The sequence below is a fragment of the Geomonas diazotrophica genome (assembly GCF_018919385.1).
GTDB lineage: Bacteria > Desulfobacterota > Desulfuromonadia > Geobacterales > Geobacteraceae > Geomonas > Geomonas diazotrophica.
The window spans coordinates 82,854-97,985 of the sequence record NZ_JAHLMF010000008.1; the positions used below are offsets into that span (position 1 = coordinate 82,854).

15 protein-coding genes and 1 pseudogene are annotated in these 15,132 nt (G+C 63.7%); 9 read left to right on the forward strand and 7 right to left on the reverse strand.

The window, feature by feature from the left end; genetic code table 11:
* Positions 1–7: 7 nt before the first annotated feature.
* The gene (locus KOM00_RS10320) at positions 8–208 is read left to right on the forward strand and encodes a cold-shock protein (protein ID WP_129126184.1); all 201 of its coding nucleotides are present in this window, start codon (positions 8–10) and stop codon (positions 206–208) included.
* Between the two features lie 82 nt (positions 209–290).
* Here KOM00_RS10320 and KOM00_RS10325 read toward each other — a convergent pair whose 3' ends face one another.
* The 3 genes from KOM00_RS10325 to KOM00_RS10335 are packed head-to-tail and all read right to left on the reverse strand — an operon-like array spanning position 291 to position 2,939.
* Positions 291–1,040, reverse strand: a complete 750-nt coding sequence (locus KOM00_RS10325) for an energy-coupling factor ABC transporter ATP-binding protein (RefSeq protein WP_216498839.1) — start codon at positions 1,038–1,040, stop codon at positions 291–293.
* Positions 1,037–1,849, reverse strand: a complete 813-nt coding sequence (gene cbiQ / locus KOM00_RS10330; protein WP_216498840.1) for a cobalt ECF transporter T component CbiQ — start codon at positions 1,847–1,849, stop codon at positions 1,037–1,039. Before cbiQ ends, KOM00_RS10325 begins: the two co-directional genes overlap by 4 nt.
* Positions 1,850–1,886: 37 nt before the next feature.
* Positions 1,887–2,939: an energy-coupling factor ABC transporter permease gene (locus KOM00_RS10335; RefSeq protein ID WP_216498841.1), complete on the reverse strand. Its 1,053-nt coding sequence runs from the start codon at positions 2,937–2,939 to the stop codon at positions 1,887–1,889.
* A gap of 429 nt (positions 2,940–3,368) precedes the next feature.
* On the opposite strand from KOM00_RS10335, the gene KOM00_RS10340 reads away from it, so the two are divergent.
* Entirely contained in the window at positions 3,369–5,762 is a 2,394-nt protein-coding gene (locus KOM00_RS10340) for a PAS domain-containing hybrid sensor histidine kinase/response regulator (RefSeq protein WP_216498842.1), read from the forward strand.
* A 104-nt stretch (positions 5,763–5,866) separates the two neighbouring features.
* Positions 5,867–7,528 (forward strand): DUF3300 domain-containing protein, encoded by a 1,662-nt coding sequence (locus KOM00_RS10345; protein WP_216498843.1) that lies wholly within the window; start codon positions 5,867–5,869, stop codon positions 7,526–7,528.
* A gap of 124 nt (positions 7,529–7,652) precedes the next feature.
* On the opposite strand, the gene KOM00_RS10350 is transcribed toward KOM00_RS10345, so the two are convergent.
* Positions 7,653–8,945, reverse strand: a complete 1,293-nt coding sequence (locus tag KOM00_RS10350; RefSeq protein ID WP_216498844.1) for an amidohydrolase — start codon at positions 8,943–8,945, stop codon at positions 7,653–7,655.
* Between the two features lie 319 nt (positions 8,946–9,264).
* Here KOM00_RS10350 and KOM00_RS10355 point away from each other — a divergent pair, with 319 nt between their 5' ends.
* The 6 genes from KOM00_RS10355 to KOM00_RS10380 all read left to right on the forward strand — a co-directional run bounded on the left by KOM00_RS10355 (position 9,265) and on the right by KOM00_RS10380 (position 13,502).
* Positions 9,265–9,513 (forward strand): hypothetical protein, encoded by a 249-nt coding sequence (locus tag KOM00_RS10355; protein ID WP_216498845.1) that lies wholly within the window; start codon positions 9,265–9,267, stop codon positions 9,511–9,513.
* A 4-nt stretch (positions 9,514–9,517) separates the two neighbouring features.
* Entirely contained in the window at positions 9,518–9,814 is a 297-nt protein-coding gene (locus KOM00_RS10360; protein ID WP_216498846.1) for a hypothetical protein, read from the forward strand.
* Between the two features lie 84 nt (positions 9,815–9,898).
* Positions 9,899–10,498, forward strand: a complete 600-nt coding sequence (locus KOM00_RS10365; RefSeq protein WP_216498847.1) for a hypothetical protein — start codon at positions 9,899–9,901, stop codon at positions 10,496–10,498.
* Between the two features lie 262 nt (positions 10,499–10,760).
* The gene (locus tag KOM00_RS10370) at positions 10,761–11,282 is read left to right on the forward strand and encodes a SixA phosphatase family protein (protein WP_216498848.1); all 522 of its coding nucleotides are present in this window, start codon (positions 10,761–10,763) and stop codon (positions 11,280–11,282) included.
* Between the two features lie 44 nt (positions 11,283–11,326).
* The gene (locus tag KOM00_RS10375; RefSeq protein WP_216498849.1) at positions 11,327–11,851 is read left to right on the forward strand and encodes a helix-hairpin-helix domain-containing protein; all 525 of its coding nucleotides are present in this window, start codon (positions 11,327–11,329) and stop codon (positions 11,849–11,851) included.
* A gap of 85 nt (positions 11,852–11,936) precedes the next feature.
* On the forward strand, positions 11,937–13,502 hold the full coding sequence (locus KOM00_RS10380; RefSeq protein ID WP_216498850.1) for a Ppx/GppA phosphatase family protein: 1,566 nt from the start codon (positions 11,937–11,939) through the stop codon (positions 13,500–13,502).
* Positions 13,503–13,674: 172 nt separating this feature from the next.
* On the opposite strand, the gene KOM00_RS10385 is transcribed toward KOM00_RS10380, so the two are convergent.
* The 3 genes and pseudogenes from KOM00_RS10385 to KOM00_RS10395 all read right to left on the reverse strand — a co-directional run bounded on the left by KOM00_RS10385 (position 13,675) and on the right by KOM00_RS10395 (position 15,000).
* On the reverse strand, positions 13,675–13,857 hold the full coding sequence (locus KOM00_RS10385) for a hypothetical protein (protein WP_216498851.1): 183 nt from the start codon (positions 13,855–13,857) through the stop codon (positions 13,675–13,677).
* 280 nt (positions 13,858–14,137) lie between these two features.
* Positions 14,138–14,344: pseudogene (locus KOM00_RS10390) on the reverse strand (2-hydroxymuconate tautomerase family protein); the annotation flags it as partial.
* 158 nt (positions 14,345–14,502) lie between these two features.
* Positions 14,503–15,000 (reverse strand): chemotaxis protein CheW, encoded by a 498-nt coding sequence (locus KOM00_RS10395; protein ID WP_216498852.1) that lies wholly within the window; start codon positions 14,998–15,000, stop codon positions 14,503–14,505.
* Between the last annotated feature and the right edge of the window lie 132 nt (positions 15,001–15,132).

The window sequence follows — 15,132 nt, forward strand, 5'->3', positions numbered from 1 at the left end:
TAAGTAAATGGTAAACGGCACTGTAAAATGGTTTAACGACAGCAAGGGGTTTGGCTTTCTTGAGCAGGAGAACGGCGAGGATGTCTTCGTTCACTTCTCCGCCATCAACAGCGACGGCTTCAAATCCCTCACCGAGGGCGACAGCGTGACCTTCGAAATCGTCAAGGGCCCGAAAGGTCTCCAGGCAGCAAACGTCAGCAGGGTTTAATCCCACTCACATAGCGTAGAACTTTACAAAAGCCCCGGAGCAATCCGGGGCTTTTTTTGTGCCCTTCCCTTTTTCAGCACCCTCAAGCGCCGCAGACCGGACACCCCTGCATGGACAGCGGTTTTTCCAGCCGGCACTCCCGAAGCAGCGCCTCGTCCCGAAAGATCTCCAGCGTGGGCCCGTCGGCCCGCACCACCCCCGCCGAAAGCACCACGGTCCGCTGGCAGACCTCCAGCACCATGTCCAGGTCGTGGCTGGTGATGATCTTGCTATGGTGGAAATCCTTCAGGAGCCCGATCAGCTGCCGGCGGGCGTACGGGTCCAGGCCGTTGGTGGGCTCGTCCATGACCAGGATGTCCGGCGACATGGAGAGGACCGTGGCGATGGCCACGCGCCTCTTCTCCCCGGCGGAGAGATGATAAGGCGCCTTCGCCGCCAGGTGCTCCGCATCGACCCGGCGCAGCGCCTCGGCCACGCAGTTCTTCAACTCCCCCCCCGCCAGGCCGAGGTTCATCGGGCCGAAGGCGACGTCCTCGTAGACGGTGGGCATGAAGAGCTGGTCGTCCGGGTCGTGGAACACCATCCCGACGGTGCGCCGCGCCTCGAGCAGGGTCGAGCGGTCGACCGGGACGTGACCGATGCGCACCTCGCCCGAATGGGGAAGCAGGTGCCCGTTAAGGTGCGCGAGGAGCGTGGATTTCCCCGCGCCGTTGGCCCCGATCACGGCCACGGACTCGCCGTGGCTGACGCTGAAGCTTACGTCGCGCAGCGCCTCGGTGCCGTCGGGATAGACGTGGCGCAGGTGATCGATTTCCAGGATGTGGTGGCTCATGACAGGTACACCGTTACCAGCGTCCCGAGCAGCTCGGCGCCGTTGTACAACCTTAAGGTGATGAAGAGCGCGCTCCAAAAGAGCACGAAGACGACCTCCCGCGCGCCGAAGCGCCCCCCCTGCGCCGAGGGAAAGTCGCCCGTGAAACCACGCGCCAGCATCGCCATGTGCATCCGCTCGGCCCGCTGCCAGGTGCGCAGCAGCAGGTGCCCCAGGAGCGAGGCGTAGCTCGCGAGCCCGCTTCCCTTGCGGCCGAAGGAACGCAGCTCGCGCGCCCGCGAGGCCCGCCCCCCCTCCTCCGCCAGCACGAACAGGTAGCGGTAGAGGAAAAGGAGCTGCATGGCGAACGCCTTGGGCATCCCAAGCCGCACCAGGGCGCGGCAGATGGAGGCGAAACCGGTGAGCGCGGTCAGGGTGAGCGCGGCACCGACGGTAAGCGCGGTGCGCAGCACGATGGAGGCGAAGGAGACCCAGCCGCCGGTGATGTCCAGTGCTCCCAGGTGAACCAGGATGCCGCGGTCGAAAAAGGGGTTGCAGATGCCGACGGCGATGGCGAAGGGGGCGACCAGGGCCACCTTTGCCGCCAGGTAACCGGCGGGAAGCCGGCCCGCAGCGACCAGGGAGACGGGGAAGATGAAGAAGGGGATCAGGGCGGAGAGTTCGTAGCGGCCGAAGGAAACGACGCAGACGATGAAAACGAGGGTAGCCAGCACCTTGGCGCGGGGGTCCAGCCGGTGCAGGGGGGTATCCCCTCCCGCGAGCCGGTCCAGCCGCTTCAAATCGAGCAATGCCCCGTGTACCGATGCCATCAGGCTCCCATCCTCGCCGGCCGCAGCCGCCTTCCCGCTACGCCCGGGGGGGTAACGCTCCCCGGTTGCCCCTGCGCAGCAGCAGCGCCGCACCGGCGACCAGAAGGACGGTGAGAGCGGTGCCCGCGACGCCGGCAGCCCCGCTCCCCTTGCCGGAGACAGGCAAGGGCTGCGGACCGGCCGATGCCGGAGCGGGTGTAAGGACGGGCGCGGCGGCAGAAACGGAGCGGTAGTCGGGAAACCAGGCCGTCCTCCTCTGCAGCGCCCCCAGAAGGACGGGCAAACCGGAGCGGTGCTCCGGGAGGGAGGCCTCCCCGGAAACCCTGGCTACCGACCACTCAAGCCCGTCTGGCTTTACCGAAGCGAAGCGGGACAGGCCGCCGGCGACGAAAAGGGCGCAGACCAAAAAACCGGCGAGCACCAGGCGACCGGAGGCGGCGCTTGGGGCGCTCCCCCTGGCGAGCAGTTCGGGGCGGGCCTTGCGCAGGAAGGAGACCACGGCCAGCGTGACCGCCCCCTCAACCAGGCCGATAGCCAGGTGAATGGGCTGCATCAGAAGCAGGAATTTGTCGAGCGGGAGCGCGGAGACACCCGAAGCTGTCGTCTCCAGGACGACGCAGAGCGCACCCAACTGCATGGCGAGGAGCGCCGCGAGCATGGTCACCACCACCTCGCGCCGGCGCCCCGGCTCCGGACCGATCAGCCGGCGATAACAAAGCGGATAGACGAGCAGTGCCGGGATCATGCCGAGATTGAAGATGTTGCACCCCAGTGCGAGGAGGCCGCCATCGGCAAAGAAAAAGGCCTGAACCATGAGCACGGAGGCGACGGTGAGGAAGGCGGCGCTGGGACCCAGCAGGATGGCGAGGAGCAGGCCGCCGGTCAGGTGGCCGCTCGACCCGGTACCCGGGATGGAGAAGTTGATCATCTGCGCGGCGAAGAGAAAGCCCCCCAGCACGCCCATGAGCGGCGCCAGGCGGTCGTCATGCTCCCGGCGCAACCGCGCCGAGCCGAGGGCGACGCCCCCCGCGGACACGGCCCACATCGTCGCGCCTACCGTGGGCGAGAGCAGAGCATCCGCCATATGCATGATATTCCTCCGCGTACCGTGGCAGCCGCAGCAGCGGTAGCACGATTTTCATTTCAGTAACACGGCAATATATACAAGAAGCTCCGGGTGCTGTCAACGCATATGGCCGCCGTTACGGCCGCATTCGCGTATACAACATCGCACCGCCGAAGGCCTTTACCCTTGCAACACAGAACCGACTTTACCTGTTGTCATAACCAGTGGCAGGCAGCCTCGGAAGAATGATTCCATGGACTCCAGGGATATTCAAAGCAACAGGGGCCAGGTTCAGAGATTTGATGAACGTTTTTAGGTGAAATAGGTACAATGTCCTTCTCTTTCTCCTAAAATGATGCTAATCTGCTTCGCCGGTGCTCGGGACCGTTGGCTGCGGTCAGTTCGCCGGAGCACGAGGTCCTGATTCGGTTGCTGCGCAAGGAGCGCTTGCCCATGACTGGTTCTGAGAAGCAAACCGTCCACTTCACCGCCAACTGCACAGTACTGCTCGCCTTCTTCGTCGCACTCTTCTTTCCCGTCGGCTACTTCGCCATCAGCTACCAATACGCCGTCGGCAGCCTCGAGACCGAGGCCGAAATAAACGCCCGCATCATTTCCGGCCTGGGCGACCTGGAACCGGCGTCCTGGCACAGCGAGGCGCATCGCCTCGACGCACTGCTCTCCCACCGCGGCGACCCGGCACAAAAAGAGAAGCATCGCATCCTCGATTCGGTCGGGAGCGAACTGGCGGCCAGCGGTTACGATCCCGAGGCCCCAGTCATCCAACGTTCGCACCCCGTTCTTTATGGCAAACAGGTGATCGGCAGCGTCGAGATCAGCCGCTCCCTGCGCCCCATCCTCAAGAAGTCCCTCCTCGTCACGGTGATGGGGCTCAGCATCGGCCTCATCGTCTTCATACTGCTCCCCTTCCGTGCCATCAACCGAGCCAACCGCCAGTTGCAGGACTCCTACAACTTCCTGCGCAAGGTCATGGAGAGCAGCGCGAATGCGGTCATCGTCCTGAAACTGGACGGCACCATCGGCATGGTCAACGGGCGCTGCACGGAGACCAGCGGCTATACCCCCGAGGAACTTCACGGCAGGGACCTCCCCGGGCTGGTCGATCCTGAGTCGAGGGACATGGTGCTCGGGCAGCTGCACCTCGTGGCGAGCGGGTCGGCGGATATCGTTAAGTTCGAGGCGGACCTGGTCCGCAAGGACGGCGGCACGATCACCATTGCCTGCGGGGCCACCCCCGTCTACCAGGAGGGCCGCATCGCCGGCACCGTCCTTTCCGTCGAGAACATCACGGAACGCAGGGTGGCGGTGGAAGCGCTCAAATCCGCGAAGGAGTATACCGAGAACCTGATCCAGGCCGCCTGCGTGATGATTCTCGGGCTGGACCTCAAGGGCGAGGTGACGCTCATCAACAGGACCGGCGAAGAAATGACCGGCTATAGCCAGGAAGAGCTGACCGGCAAGAACTGGTTCGAGACGGTGATGGGGGCGGAAGCCTTCTTCAAGATGTGCGGTGCGCCGCAACTTGCCAACGACGATGGTATGAACGCCTTCGAGGGTCAGATCGTGACCAAGGCGGGAGCCATGCGCACCATCTCCTGGCGCAACAGCGCCATCGTCGAGAAGGGGGTGCGGATCGGCACCCTCTGCTTCGGCATCGACATCACCGAACACAGAAAGATCGAGGCGCAGCTCAGGCACTCGCAGAAGATGGAATCCATCGGGCAACTGGCAGGCGGCGTGGCCCACGACTTCAACAACATGCTGAGCGTGATGCTTGGCTATGCGCAGCTGAGCCTGCTCGAAGCCCCGGAAGCGACACCGCTGCGGCTCTATCTGCAGGAGATCATCAAGGCGGGGGAGCGTTCGCGCGACATGGTGCGCAAACTCCTCGCCTTCTCCCGCAAGGAGATCATCTCCCCCCGCGCGGTGAACCTGAACGAGCACTGCCTGGAGACCGAGAAGACGCTGAGCCGCCTGATCGGCGAGGAGGTCCGCTTCGGCTTCGCCCCCGACCCCGCACTCTGGACGGTGAAGATCGACCCCTCGCAGGTGGACCAGATCCTGATGAACCTCGCGGTGAACGCCCGGGACGCCATGCCCGACGGCGGGATGCTCACCATAAAGACCGAGAACGTGGTCGTGGACGAGCCTTTCTGCGACTACCGCCTCGATGCAAAGCCCGGCTCGTACGCCTGCCTGAGCGTCGTGGACACCGGGACCGGGATGGACCGCGAGCTGATCAAGCGGATCTTCGAGCCGTTTTTCACCACCAAGGAGGTGGGGAGGGGAACGGGCCTCGGGCTCGCCACGGTGTACGGCATCGTGGCCCAGAACGGCGGTTTCGTCGACGTGGAAAGCGAGCCCGGCAGCGGCACGACCTTCCGGATCTACCTCCCCCGGCTGAGCGGCGAGTCGGAGCCCCCCGCGCAGAACCTGCCGGGGACGCTCAGCGGTACCGGGACGGTCCTGGTGGTCGAGGACGACGACATGCTGCGGGCCATGGCGACCCAGATGCTGGAGAAGATCGGCTACCAGGTGATCCAGGCGGCGACCCCGCACGCCGCCCTCTGTATCTGCAAGGAAACCGACACCGACATCGACCTCGTGCTCTCGGACGTGATCATGCCAGACATGAACGGGTTGGAGATGGCGCGCGGCATGGCGGTCCTGCGTCCCGACACCAAGGTGCTGTTCATGACCGGCTATTCGTCCGAGATCATCGCCAAGCGCGGCATCATCGCCGACCGGGAGATGCACTACATTCAAAAACCCTTCGACATGGAAGGTCTGCATGCCAAGATCATGGAGATGCGGGCCGCCTGTTGATCCTTACCGCCCCCGAGATGCAAGATCCCGGCTTTGCCATGCCAGACGGCTTCTGCTAGACTGAACCGGTAGCGCCAAAGGCAATCCGCTCTTAGGAGACAGCTATGAAAAGGTTATTGACCATTCTGTTCATGACAGTACTGATCCCTATTACAGTCACTGCCGTACCGGTTCAGGCACAGTCGGAGCCAGGTTACTACCAGATGTCTGACCAAGACAACTACGCGGGCGATGATCTGCTCTACCCCGAGGAACTGGACGACCTGCTCGGCCCGATCGCGCTCTACCCCGACCCGCTGATAGCGCAGATCCTGCCGGCGGCCACCTTCGTCGACCAGATCCACGACGCGGCCAATTTCGTCAGGCTCTACGGCGACACCCCGCGCATCGACTATCAACCCTGGGACATCAGCGTGCGCGCGGTGGCACATTACCCGCAGGTGCTGTACATGATGGACCGCGAGTACCAGTGGACCGCATCGCTGGGGCAGGCCTACATCGAGCAGCCCCAGGACGTGATGGACGCCATCCAGAGGCTGCGCCGCTTCGCCTACGACCAGGGCAACCTCTTCAGCACGCAGCAGCAGCAGGTCTTCTTCGAGGGCGACATCATCCGCATCGTCCCGGCGCGCCCGCAGTACGTCTACGTGCCGGTGTACGACCCGACCGTGGTCTACGTTGAACGCTACTACCCAAGTTCCCCCTTCATAACCTTCAGCGTCGGTTTCTCCATCGGCCCCTGGCTCAACCGCGACTTCAACTGGCGTGAACACAGGGTCTACTACCACGGCTGGCGCGGAGGCGGGTGGATTACCCGCTCGCGTCCCTACGCGCAGGACCGGCGCGGCGTCTACATCAACAAGCGTGCCGCGACCATCACCATCAACGAGCGAGTGGTGCAGCGCGACACTCGCAGATACCGCGACCAACTGCGGGTCGAGAGCAGACGGCACCGTGACGAAGGGAAGATGCCGCCGGTGCGGCTGGAACCGCGGCGCCCCGGCAGGGTCGAACAGCCGCGTCCAGGCAAGGTCGAACAACAGCCCCGCCCAGGTAAGGTCGAACAACTGCGTCCCGGCAAGATAGAACAGCCGCGCCCGGGCAGTGAGAGACGCAGAGAACCGTGGAACCGGCGCGAGCCGGCGCCCGCGCCCGGCGTACCCGCCCCCACGACCGCGCCCCCCAAACCGGGTGCGCCCCCGCCGGCCGCGCAGCGTCAGCCGGCACCGTTACAGCCGCGGGTAGACAAGGTTCAGCCGCCGGCGCCAACCAACAAGCCGCAGCCCCAGGGAAAACCGGACAAACAGCGACCGCCGGGACAACCTAAACAACAACCCCAACTGCAGCCGGGCGCTCAGCAGGCTCCTGCCGTCACCGGGGAACCCGCCACGGCACGCCCTGGCCGGGGAGAGGGACGGCGCAGGGAGCCGCGCCCGGTGAACCGTCCCGACGTACAGCCTCCCGCCGCAGCGACTGCACCGGCGCCTGCAGCGCGCGGAGCCGCGCCCCACGCTCCCGTAGCGGAGCCGGCGGTGAAGGCACCCGCGGCTGCTCCGGTAACCCCGGCCGCCCCGGCAGCACCGGCAAGGCCGGTGACGCCCCGGAGCGAGAAACCGAGGGTCGCGCCGACACCGGCCGCAACGTCGGCGCCCAAGGCCGAGCCCGCCGAACCTGCGCGTCCGGCGCGCGAGTATGAGCCCGGACAGGGGCGCGGGCGCGGCGAATCCTCCGGCGGACGCGCCCTGCAAAGGGATGAGGATCGCTGACCGCTTCTCCTGTCCGGCCCTGCAGAGGCGAACGATCATTCCCCTTCACGCCCGGCAAACTCGATACAAAAAGGGGCGCATCGCGAGATGCGCCCCTTTCCTTTTGTCATTATCCATTGTCCCCCTACCCCGCCGGAAGGAGGTCGCAGGCAGCGGCTACCAAAGCCTTCACCCCTGCCCGCAGCGTCGGCTCGGGCAGCGGCGCGTACAAGGGCGAATGCTGCGACGGAAGCGACACCCCTTGGCGCTGCCCCTTTTCGAAGAGCTCCGGATCGGCTGCCCCCAGCCAGAACATGCAGACCGGGATCGCGCCACCAAGCCCCCAGGAGCCGAAATCCTCGCTCACCATCTTCGCCGCCGAGCGAACCACGTTATCCGCCCCAAGCGCGGCCCGCAGCGCCACCGCCACGCGCTCCGCCAGGACGGGATCGTTGTACGTCGCAGGATGGCAGGCCGGCACGGAAACCACGGGAGAGCGCTCCTCCGGCACCCCTGCGGCGAGAGCCACCCCGGCACAGATGCGCCGCACCGAGTCCAGGATCCTGTCGCGCACCCGGTCGTCGAAGCTCCTGATGCTCAGTTGCAGCACCACCTCTTCGGGAATCACGTTGCACGCGGCGCCGCCATGAATGGAGCCGACGGTGACCACGGCCGGCTCGTGCGGGGTGATCTCGCGGCTCACTATGGTCTGCAGGGCGAGAACAACCTGCGCCGCCATCACCACGGGGTCCTTGCCGTGCTCCGGCGCTGAGCCGTGCGCCCCCACGCCGCGCACCACCACCTCCACCTCGGTGAAGCTGGCCAGGAAGTTGCCCGGTGCGTAACCGGCAGTCCCGGCCTTAAGAAACAGGGTGCTGTGCAGGGCCAGGGCGTAATCCGGCCTGGGGCAGAGCCGGTAGGCACCGTCGTCGATCATCGCCTGGGCGCCGTCTCCCCCCTCTTCGCCTGGCTGGCCGACCAGCACCAGCGTGCCGGACCAGCACTCCCTGGCGCGGGCCAGCACGCGGGCGGCGCCCAGCAGGCAGGCGACGTGCACGTCGTGCCCGCAGGCGTGCATCACCGGCACCTCGCTGCCGTCCCGGTAGACCGCCCTCGCCTTGCTGGCATAGGGAAGCCCCGTATTCTCCTCGACCGGCAGCGCGTCCATGTCCGCCCGCATCAAAAGGGTCGGACCGGTCCCATTCTCAAGCACTGCCAGCACACCGTAACCGGGCCAGTCAAACCTGCTGTACCTGCCGATCCCCTCCGTAACCTTGAAACCAAGCCCCTTCAGCTCTCCCGAAAGCAGCGAGGCGGTCTCGCGCTCCTGGCCGGACAGCTCGGGATGGGCGTGCAGATGTTCATAGATCTCAACCAGCGACGGCAGTTCGGCTTCGACCAGCCCGTTCAGTGAGTCGAGCTGCAATTGTGTCGGCATAAAATCTCTCACAGGCGTGATGAAATACCGGTGCAGGTTACTATGTCTCGCCTTTCTTATCAACTCCGATATGGCGCCTGCTCTCCGCAGTCACCCGACCAGATCCTTCAGTCCGCGGTAAATGCGGCCCGCATGGAAACGGCCCCGATCGCCCAGATACACTGCACGAGGACAGGCAGGCTGGCTAATTAATGAGCAGGCCGCGAGCGGGTCAGGCGACGATTGTCCCTGTAAAGGTGCGGAAAAACGTCCCATCCCGTTGGCGAAGCAGAGGCTGGCATGCTCCATGTAAGGGGAAGCAGCAAAAGGAGGAGCTGCCATGACAGAGATCATCGACGGTATCGCGCACGTCACTGCGGCCGAGGCTGCCATCGAACTCTCCACCACCGAAACCCGCGTTCTCATGCTGCTCAAGCAGAAAACGCTGCAGGGGACCCTCTCCGACCAGGGATGGTTCATCACCAAGGCCTCCCTGGACCGCTACGACCGCGACGGGGAGCCGGCACAGCATTCCCCCGTCTGCCGCAGCACCTGCACCGCTTCCCGGTGCGGCTGCCACCAGGAGTGACACCATGGGACTCACCATCATTCCCTCGGATCTGAAATACAAGTACCCGAAGGCGACGCAGACCAGGTTCGATGCCAAGTTCTCCGGCCCGGGCGACAGCGCCCCCTTCAACCGGGACGACCTCTACGACATCCTGCCGCTGCTCGCAGCGGTCATGAACGAACTGAAGCGGGACGACGCCACCACACTGCATTTCCTTGAAGACCTGATGAACCAGGACATGCCCCGTTTCCTGTTCAGCCGCGGCGAGGTCTTCGACTTCCTCACCGGCTGCGGCAAAGAGATGCTCTCCTACCGGTAGCTGGATACCGCAGGCAACACCACGGGCACAGCAGCCTGAATTCCCTGACGCGCTGCAGCGTCAGCCACACCAAGGAGAACGGCAATGAACAGCTTGGCCACCATGAGATCGTCAGCGACAGACACGGCATACGCCGGGTTCCAGGAAACCGGCTTCACCATAGAGCCCATCTACGGGCGCCCCGGCGGCTACCGCCTGGGGATGGCCGGCTTCCTTGCGCCGGGATGGAGCGGCAGGCTTGCCGCCGGGCTCTCGGAGCACCGCGTCGGCATCGTGCGGGGGAGTGCGGAGAAGGTCAACGCCAGCAACTGGCGCTCCAGTTTCGAACTGAAGAGCGCCCCTTTTGCCGGGAGTCCCGAGGCGATCGACTTCCTGCGGCTGGCCAATACCGAGCCCGACCGCAAGGCGGCCTGCATCGAGCTCCTCTCCTTCACCATGGAGCCTACGGCGTGCCACAACGGCAGCCTCTTCGTCGAGCTTGAGGGGGTAGACCGGCTGGGCTTTCTCGGGGACCTGCTGGACTACTTCAGCATGCGCTGCCTGTTTCCGGTGAAGATGACCGTCGACACCCAGGGCGATACCGCCGTCGACCGCTTCTGGCTCAGAGGCGTAGGGGGCTCGGTACCTTCCGAAGCCATCTCCGACTCCATGAAAAGAAACCTGGAGCAGCTTCTGGTGCGCTGACGACGCGTCCCGCCGTGCAACGCCGGAACTGACCACTAGGACCACAGATGCCCCCTCCCCTCACCGGGAGGGCTCGTTTTCCCTCAACCCCACCTGCAGCTCTTTCGGTACCGCCCCTCTCACTCACACGGCTCGCTCCCCCCTCACTTGGTAACGTACCTCACCTTGGCCCTGACCTGTCGGCTGCGGATTGAGACAGATGGTTGCAAATCGAAATAGATTCGCTAAAGTCTTTAACGTCGCCTAATCCATGGAGCCCCCCATGATCATCCACATAGTCCGCCACGCAGAAGCCATAGAGAGAACGCCTGAGGTGCCAGAAGAGCACCGCTACCTCACCCGCCGCGGCAGACGTCGTTTCCGCAAAGCCGCCAAGAGCCTCGCCACGCTCGGCATCGAGCCGGACCTGATCCTGACCAGCCCGCTGGTGCGCGCGGTGCAGACGGCGGACATCCTGGCGGAAAAGCTGCGTTACAAGCGGGAGCTGATCGTCGCGTCCGAGCTCTCACCCGGTTTCCGCCCGGAAATGCTTGACGAGTTGCTGAAGCTCTACCCGCAGGCGAGCGAGGTTGCGCTGGTCGGACACGAGCCGGACCTGGGCCTGGTCACGCAGGCGCTGCTCGGGGAAGAAGCATCCCTCTCTCTTCCCAAAGGGGGTACCGTCTCGTTCAAGAGAAACGCTAGCGGCAGCGGAGAGCCGCAATTCCTGCAACTGGTGACCGGAACGGGCAGGATCATCACCGCGCGCGGCAAGGCGGTGGATCGCCTGCGTCAAGGGGGCTGATCCGGAACCAGGTCGGGACAAACAACGAACAAGGAGTGTCAGAGATGGTCCAGTCCACAGCAGATTTCAGACGGCTGAAAGGCGTCGGCGCAATCCTGGGCAAGCGTCTGTACGACGCCGGGTTTGACAGCTTCGCCAAGATCGCCCAGGCCGGAGAGGAAGGTTTGAGCAAGGTGCGCGGTGTGAACCGGCGCCACATGGGATCGATACTGCAACAGGCCAGGGAACTGGCCGGGATGGAGCAGGAGGATCGGGAGAAGCCCGTGCAGCTTATGCAGCAGCGCGTGGTAGGGATGCGGGAAAAAGTGGAAAATCTGGCGCAGACCACCCGCGACCGGTTCGTCGGGGAGATGTCGGAAAAGTGCGGCAGAAAACTTGGGACCGACCTGGAGAGGATCGAGAACGCCCTGTTGCAGATGCACGATTTCGGTAACAAGCGCTCCAAGCGGATCGCGAAGATACTCACCAAGGCGGAAAAGAAGGTCACCGGCCTGGAAGAGGCAAGCCTCAAGAAGGTCCGCAAGGGGTTCAAGAAGGCGAGAAAGGCAGTGTTGAAGGCCCTGACGTAGCGTCACCCTTCCACCCCTCCCGGGTTGTCACAGTCCGCCCTGTCCTGATACAATCTGGCATCCCGTCATGCCCAAGGAGTAGCCGTTGAAACAAAACCGGCTGGCCGCCATCGACATCGGCACCAACTCGATCCGCAGCATCATCGTCGAGACCGCGGAGAGCGGCAAGTACAAGATCCTCGACGACGAGAAGGTGCTGGTGCGCCTGGGGGAAGGGCTGCACCAGACCGGTGCCATCTCGCCCGCCGCGTGGGAGCGCGCCGTCGAGGCGCTGTCCCGCCAGAAAAAGATCATCGACGGCTACAAGGTCACCTCAATCGAGGCCGTGGCCACCAGCGCGGTGCGCAAGGCTGCCAACGGGCGCGAGCTGGTGGCGGCCATCAAGGAGCAGACCGGCCTCGACATCGAGGTGATAAGCGGCGAGGAGGAAGCCGAGCTGGCCGCCCTCTCGGCCCAGCACAACTTCGAACTGGACGGGGTGCGGCACCTGATCTTCGACATAGGAGGCGGCAGCCTCGAGCTGATCTCGGCGCTGGGCGCGCACGCCGAGGAGATGCTGTCGCTGGAACTGGGCGCGGTCTTTCTCACCGAGAATTTTTTGAAAAGCGATCCCGTACAGCAAGCGGAACACCAGAAGCTGCGCAAGCATATCCGCAAAACCCTGAAGGCCGCCTACAGCGGGGAGCGCACCGGCATGCAGTGCCTGGTAGGCTCCGGAGGGACCGTCACCTCCATCGCCGCCATGGTGGCCGCCGCAAGGCGCGAGAAGTTCGACTCCCTGCACGGCTACGAGCTGCTTCGCTCCGAGCTGGTACACCTTTTGGCCATGCTGATGAGAAAGAGCGACAAGGAGCGCCGCGCCATACCCGGCTTGAACCCGGAACGCTCCGATATCATCGTCGCCGGGGTCACCGCGGTCGACGAGCTGATGGACTTTTTCCAGGTGAACCACCTGAAGGTCAACGAGCGCGGCATCCGCGAAGGGCTCATCCTGCGCGGCCTGCGCCGCCGTAACCTGCTGCCCGACAAGAAGAGGCGCTCCTGGCGCGACAGCACCCTCGAGTTCGCCCGCTCCTGCCATTCCGATGAGTCCCACGCCCAGCAGGTCGCCAAGCTCTCCCGGCAGCTCTTCTCGGCGCTTTCGAAGCGCTACGGCTGGGGCGACAAGGAACTGAGGCTCCTGGAAGCCGCGGCAATCATGCACGACGTCGGCTACTTCATCAGCTATTCCAGCCACCACAAGCATTCCTACCATTTGATCCGTCACGCCGACCTGTTCGGTTTCACCCCCCGCGAGCGGGAGCTGATGGCCAACATCGCCCGTTATCACCGCAAGTCCATGCCCAAGAAAAAGCATGACGAGTACGTGCGCCTCTCAGCGGCGGACCAGCTCCTGGTCGCCCGGCTGGGTGGGATCCTCAGACTGTGCGACGGCCTGGACCGGCGCCGCAACGGAGTCGTGCAGCAGTTCGACTGCGTTCTCGAAAAGGACGTCCTGCGGCTCACCCTAAGCGGTGAGGAAGACATGTCCGTCGAACTCTACGGAGCGAAGGCCAAGAGCGACCTGCTCCAGGATGCGTGCCGGTTGAAACTCGTCTTCGAGGTTCTTGCCCGGCAACCTGCCGCCCCCCCCCCTCGTAAGGGCGAATAATCATTCGCCCGCCTTTCGACCCCGGCTCAGGCGCAGGATGGCCGGTCGCCAGGTTGCGGCTGTAACTGTCGCCGGCACATCAACAAACAGAAAGGCCGGGAGGATGGTTCCCGGCCTTCACGTGTCCCACTGCGCTGTTTTCCACCTGCCGCAAAACCTCGCAAGCGAGGACCTACAGGAGGAAAAAGGAAGCGATGATTATCAAGAGCCCGCCGGTTATCCTGATCGGCACCGATGCCAGGAGGTGGCGCGCACGCTTGAACCAAACCGGCAGCACATCAAGAATCAGATGACAGACGACCAAAAGCAGGACGATGTAGATGATGCATTCGTGGCCATAGCTTAAGTATTCCATACTGGCCACCTCCTCTATCGGCGGAAATTCTGTGTTCTTCAACACGTCAATAAATGGAACCGCCGCCGACTTACCCAGACTTTAGCATAGACAGTGCCATCAACGTCTTTTCCGTCCGACGGCCGCACTCCCCGGAACAGGCCGGAAACAAAGGGGCGACGCGCCCCTTAAAAGGGAGTGCACCGTCCTGTCGGGAAAGCCACCGGCCGCTGTTAAACTTATCGACACTTTTCAAGGAAACTTCTGTCGCTTTCCTTTACAGTTTTACACATTTCAGGTTTTATTTCCCCGCTTTCCTGCGCGCGGTGATCGACTCTCCGCCAATGCCCCAGTTGTCCGTGTCCACCTCCTCGATGACCACCACCGTTGTTGCTGGATTCTTTCCGAGCGTGTCCACCAACAGCTGGGTCACCCCCTTGATCAGCGTGGCCTTCTGCTCCGCAGTGGCTCCGTCCCTGGTGATCTTGATGTTGACGAATGGCATCTGGTTACCCCTCCTGAAATTTCAAAAAGTTTCCGCTCCTGTCTAAGCGAAGCGGCCACTGTACCATCTGAGGCCGGCTTTGCACACCCCAAATGAGATCAAAAAAGGGGAGGAAGACTTACGTCCCCTCCCCTTCCAGGCGAAGTATCCGCTGGGCGCAATCAACCGAAACTGGAGAAAGCGTCCTGCTCTGCGCTGGTGAACATGCGGTCGAGCTGGAGCATGAGCAGCAACTGCTCGCCGTGTTTGATGACACCGCAGATGAAGTCCTGGTCCACGCCACCGGCGGCGATGCTTGGGGGGGGCTGGATCTCGCCGCTGGAAATCCTGATCACCTCGGAGACGCCGTCGACGATGAAGCCCATGAGCTTGCCGTCGATGTCCATGACCATGATCCGGGTGTGCTGGTCGTCATCGGTGCTGCACATGCCGAACCGGTTCCTGAGTGAGATGATCGGTATCACCTTGCCGCGCAGGTTTATGATCCCCTCTACGCTGGGCGGGGTGTTCGGGATGTGGGTGATGGGGGTCATCCTGATGATCTCGCGCACCTTCAGCACCTCGACGGCGTACTCTTCTGCGCCTAGGTTGAAGCTCACCAGCTGAATCAGTTCGCTGCTCGACTCACCCTTTTTGATCGGCAAATTGGCGGTAGACATTTATTTCCTCCGGGGTTCCTTGATGTGTCAATGGACTCTGATGCGATTCAGGCCCTGCCGCACGGGTGTCCGTCCTGAACGCTGCGGCAGCCTGCCTCCGGGACCTGTGTGACGTATCGGCACCCCTTCATG

Excerpts from the sequence above, each read along its gene's own strand:
- KOM00_RS10350 (WP_216498844.1), bottom strand. The coding sequence starts at position 8,945 with ATGCCGACACAATTGCAGCTCGACTCACTGAACGGGCTGGTCGAAGCC.
- KOM00_RS10395 (WP_216498852.1), bottom strand. The coding sequence starts at position 15,000 with ATGTCTACCGCCAATTTGCCGATCAAAAAGGGTGAGTCGAGCAGCGAA.
- KOM00_RS10375 (WP_216498849.1), top strand. The coding sequence starts at position 11,327 with ATGGTCCAGTCCACAGCAGATTTCAGACGGCTGAAAGGCGTCGGCGCA.
- KOM00_RS10345 (WP_216498843.1), top strand. The coding sequence starts at position 5,867 with ATGAAAAGGTTATTGACCATTCTGTTCATGACAGTACTGATCCCTATT.
- KOM00_RS10335 (WP_216498841.1), bottom strand. The coding sequence starts at position 2,939 with ATGCATATGGCGGATGCTCTGCTCTCGCCCACGGTAGGCGCGACGATG.
- KOM00_RS10340 (WP_216498842.1), top strand. The coding sequence starts at position 3,369 with ATGACTGGTTCTGAGAAGCAAACCGTCCACTTCACCGCCAACTGCACA.
- KOM00_RS10360 (WP_216498846.1), top strand. The coding sequence starts at position 9,518 with ATGGGACTCACCATCATTCCCTCGGATCTGAAATACAAGTACCCGAAG.
- KOM00_RS10320 (WP_129126184.1), top strand. The coding sequence starts at position 8 with ATGGTAAACGGCACTGTAAAATGGTTTAACGACAGCAAGGGGTTTGGC.
- KOM00_RS10325 (WP_216498839.1), bottom strand. The coding sequence starts at position 1,040 with ATGAGCCACCACATCCTGGAAATCGATCACCTGCGCCACGTCTATCCC.
- KOM00_RS10355 (WP_216498845.1), top strand. The coding sequence starts at position 9,265 with ATGACAGAGATCATCGACGGTATCGCGCACGTCACTGCGGCCGAGGCT.
- KOM00_RS10370 (WP_216498848.1), top strand. The coding sequence starts at position 10,761 with ATGATCATCCACATAGTCCGCCACGCAGAAGCCATAGAGAGAACGCCT.
- KOM00_RS10365 (WP_216498847.1), top strand. The coding sequence starts at position 9,899 with ATGAACAGCTTGGCCACCATGAGATCGTCAGCGACAGACACGGCATAC.
- KOM00_RS10385 (WP_216498851.1), bottom strand. The coding sequence starts at position 13,857 with ATGGAATACTTAAGCTATGGCCACGAATGCATCATCTACATCGTCCTG.
- cbiQ (WP_216498840.1), bottom strand. The coding sequence starts at position 1,849 with ATGGCATCGGTACACGGGGCATTGCTCGATTTGAAGCGGCTGGACCGG.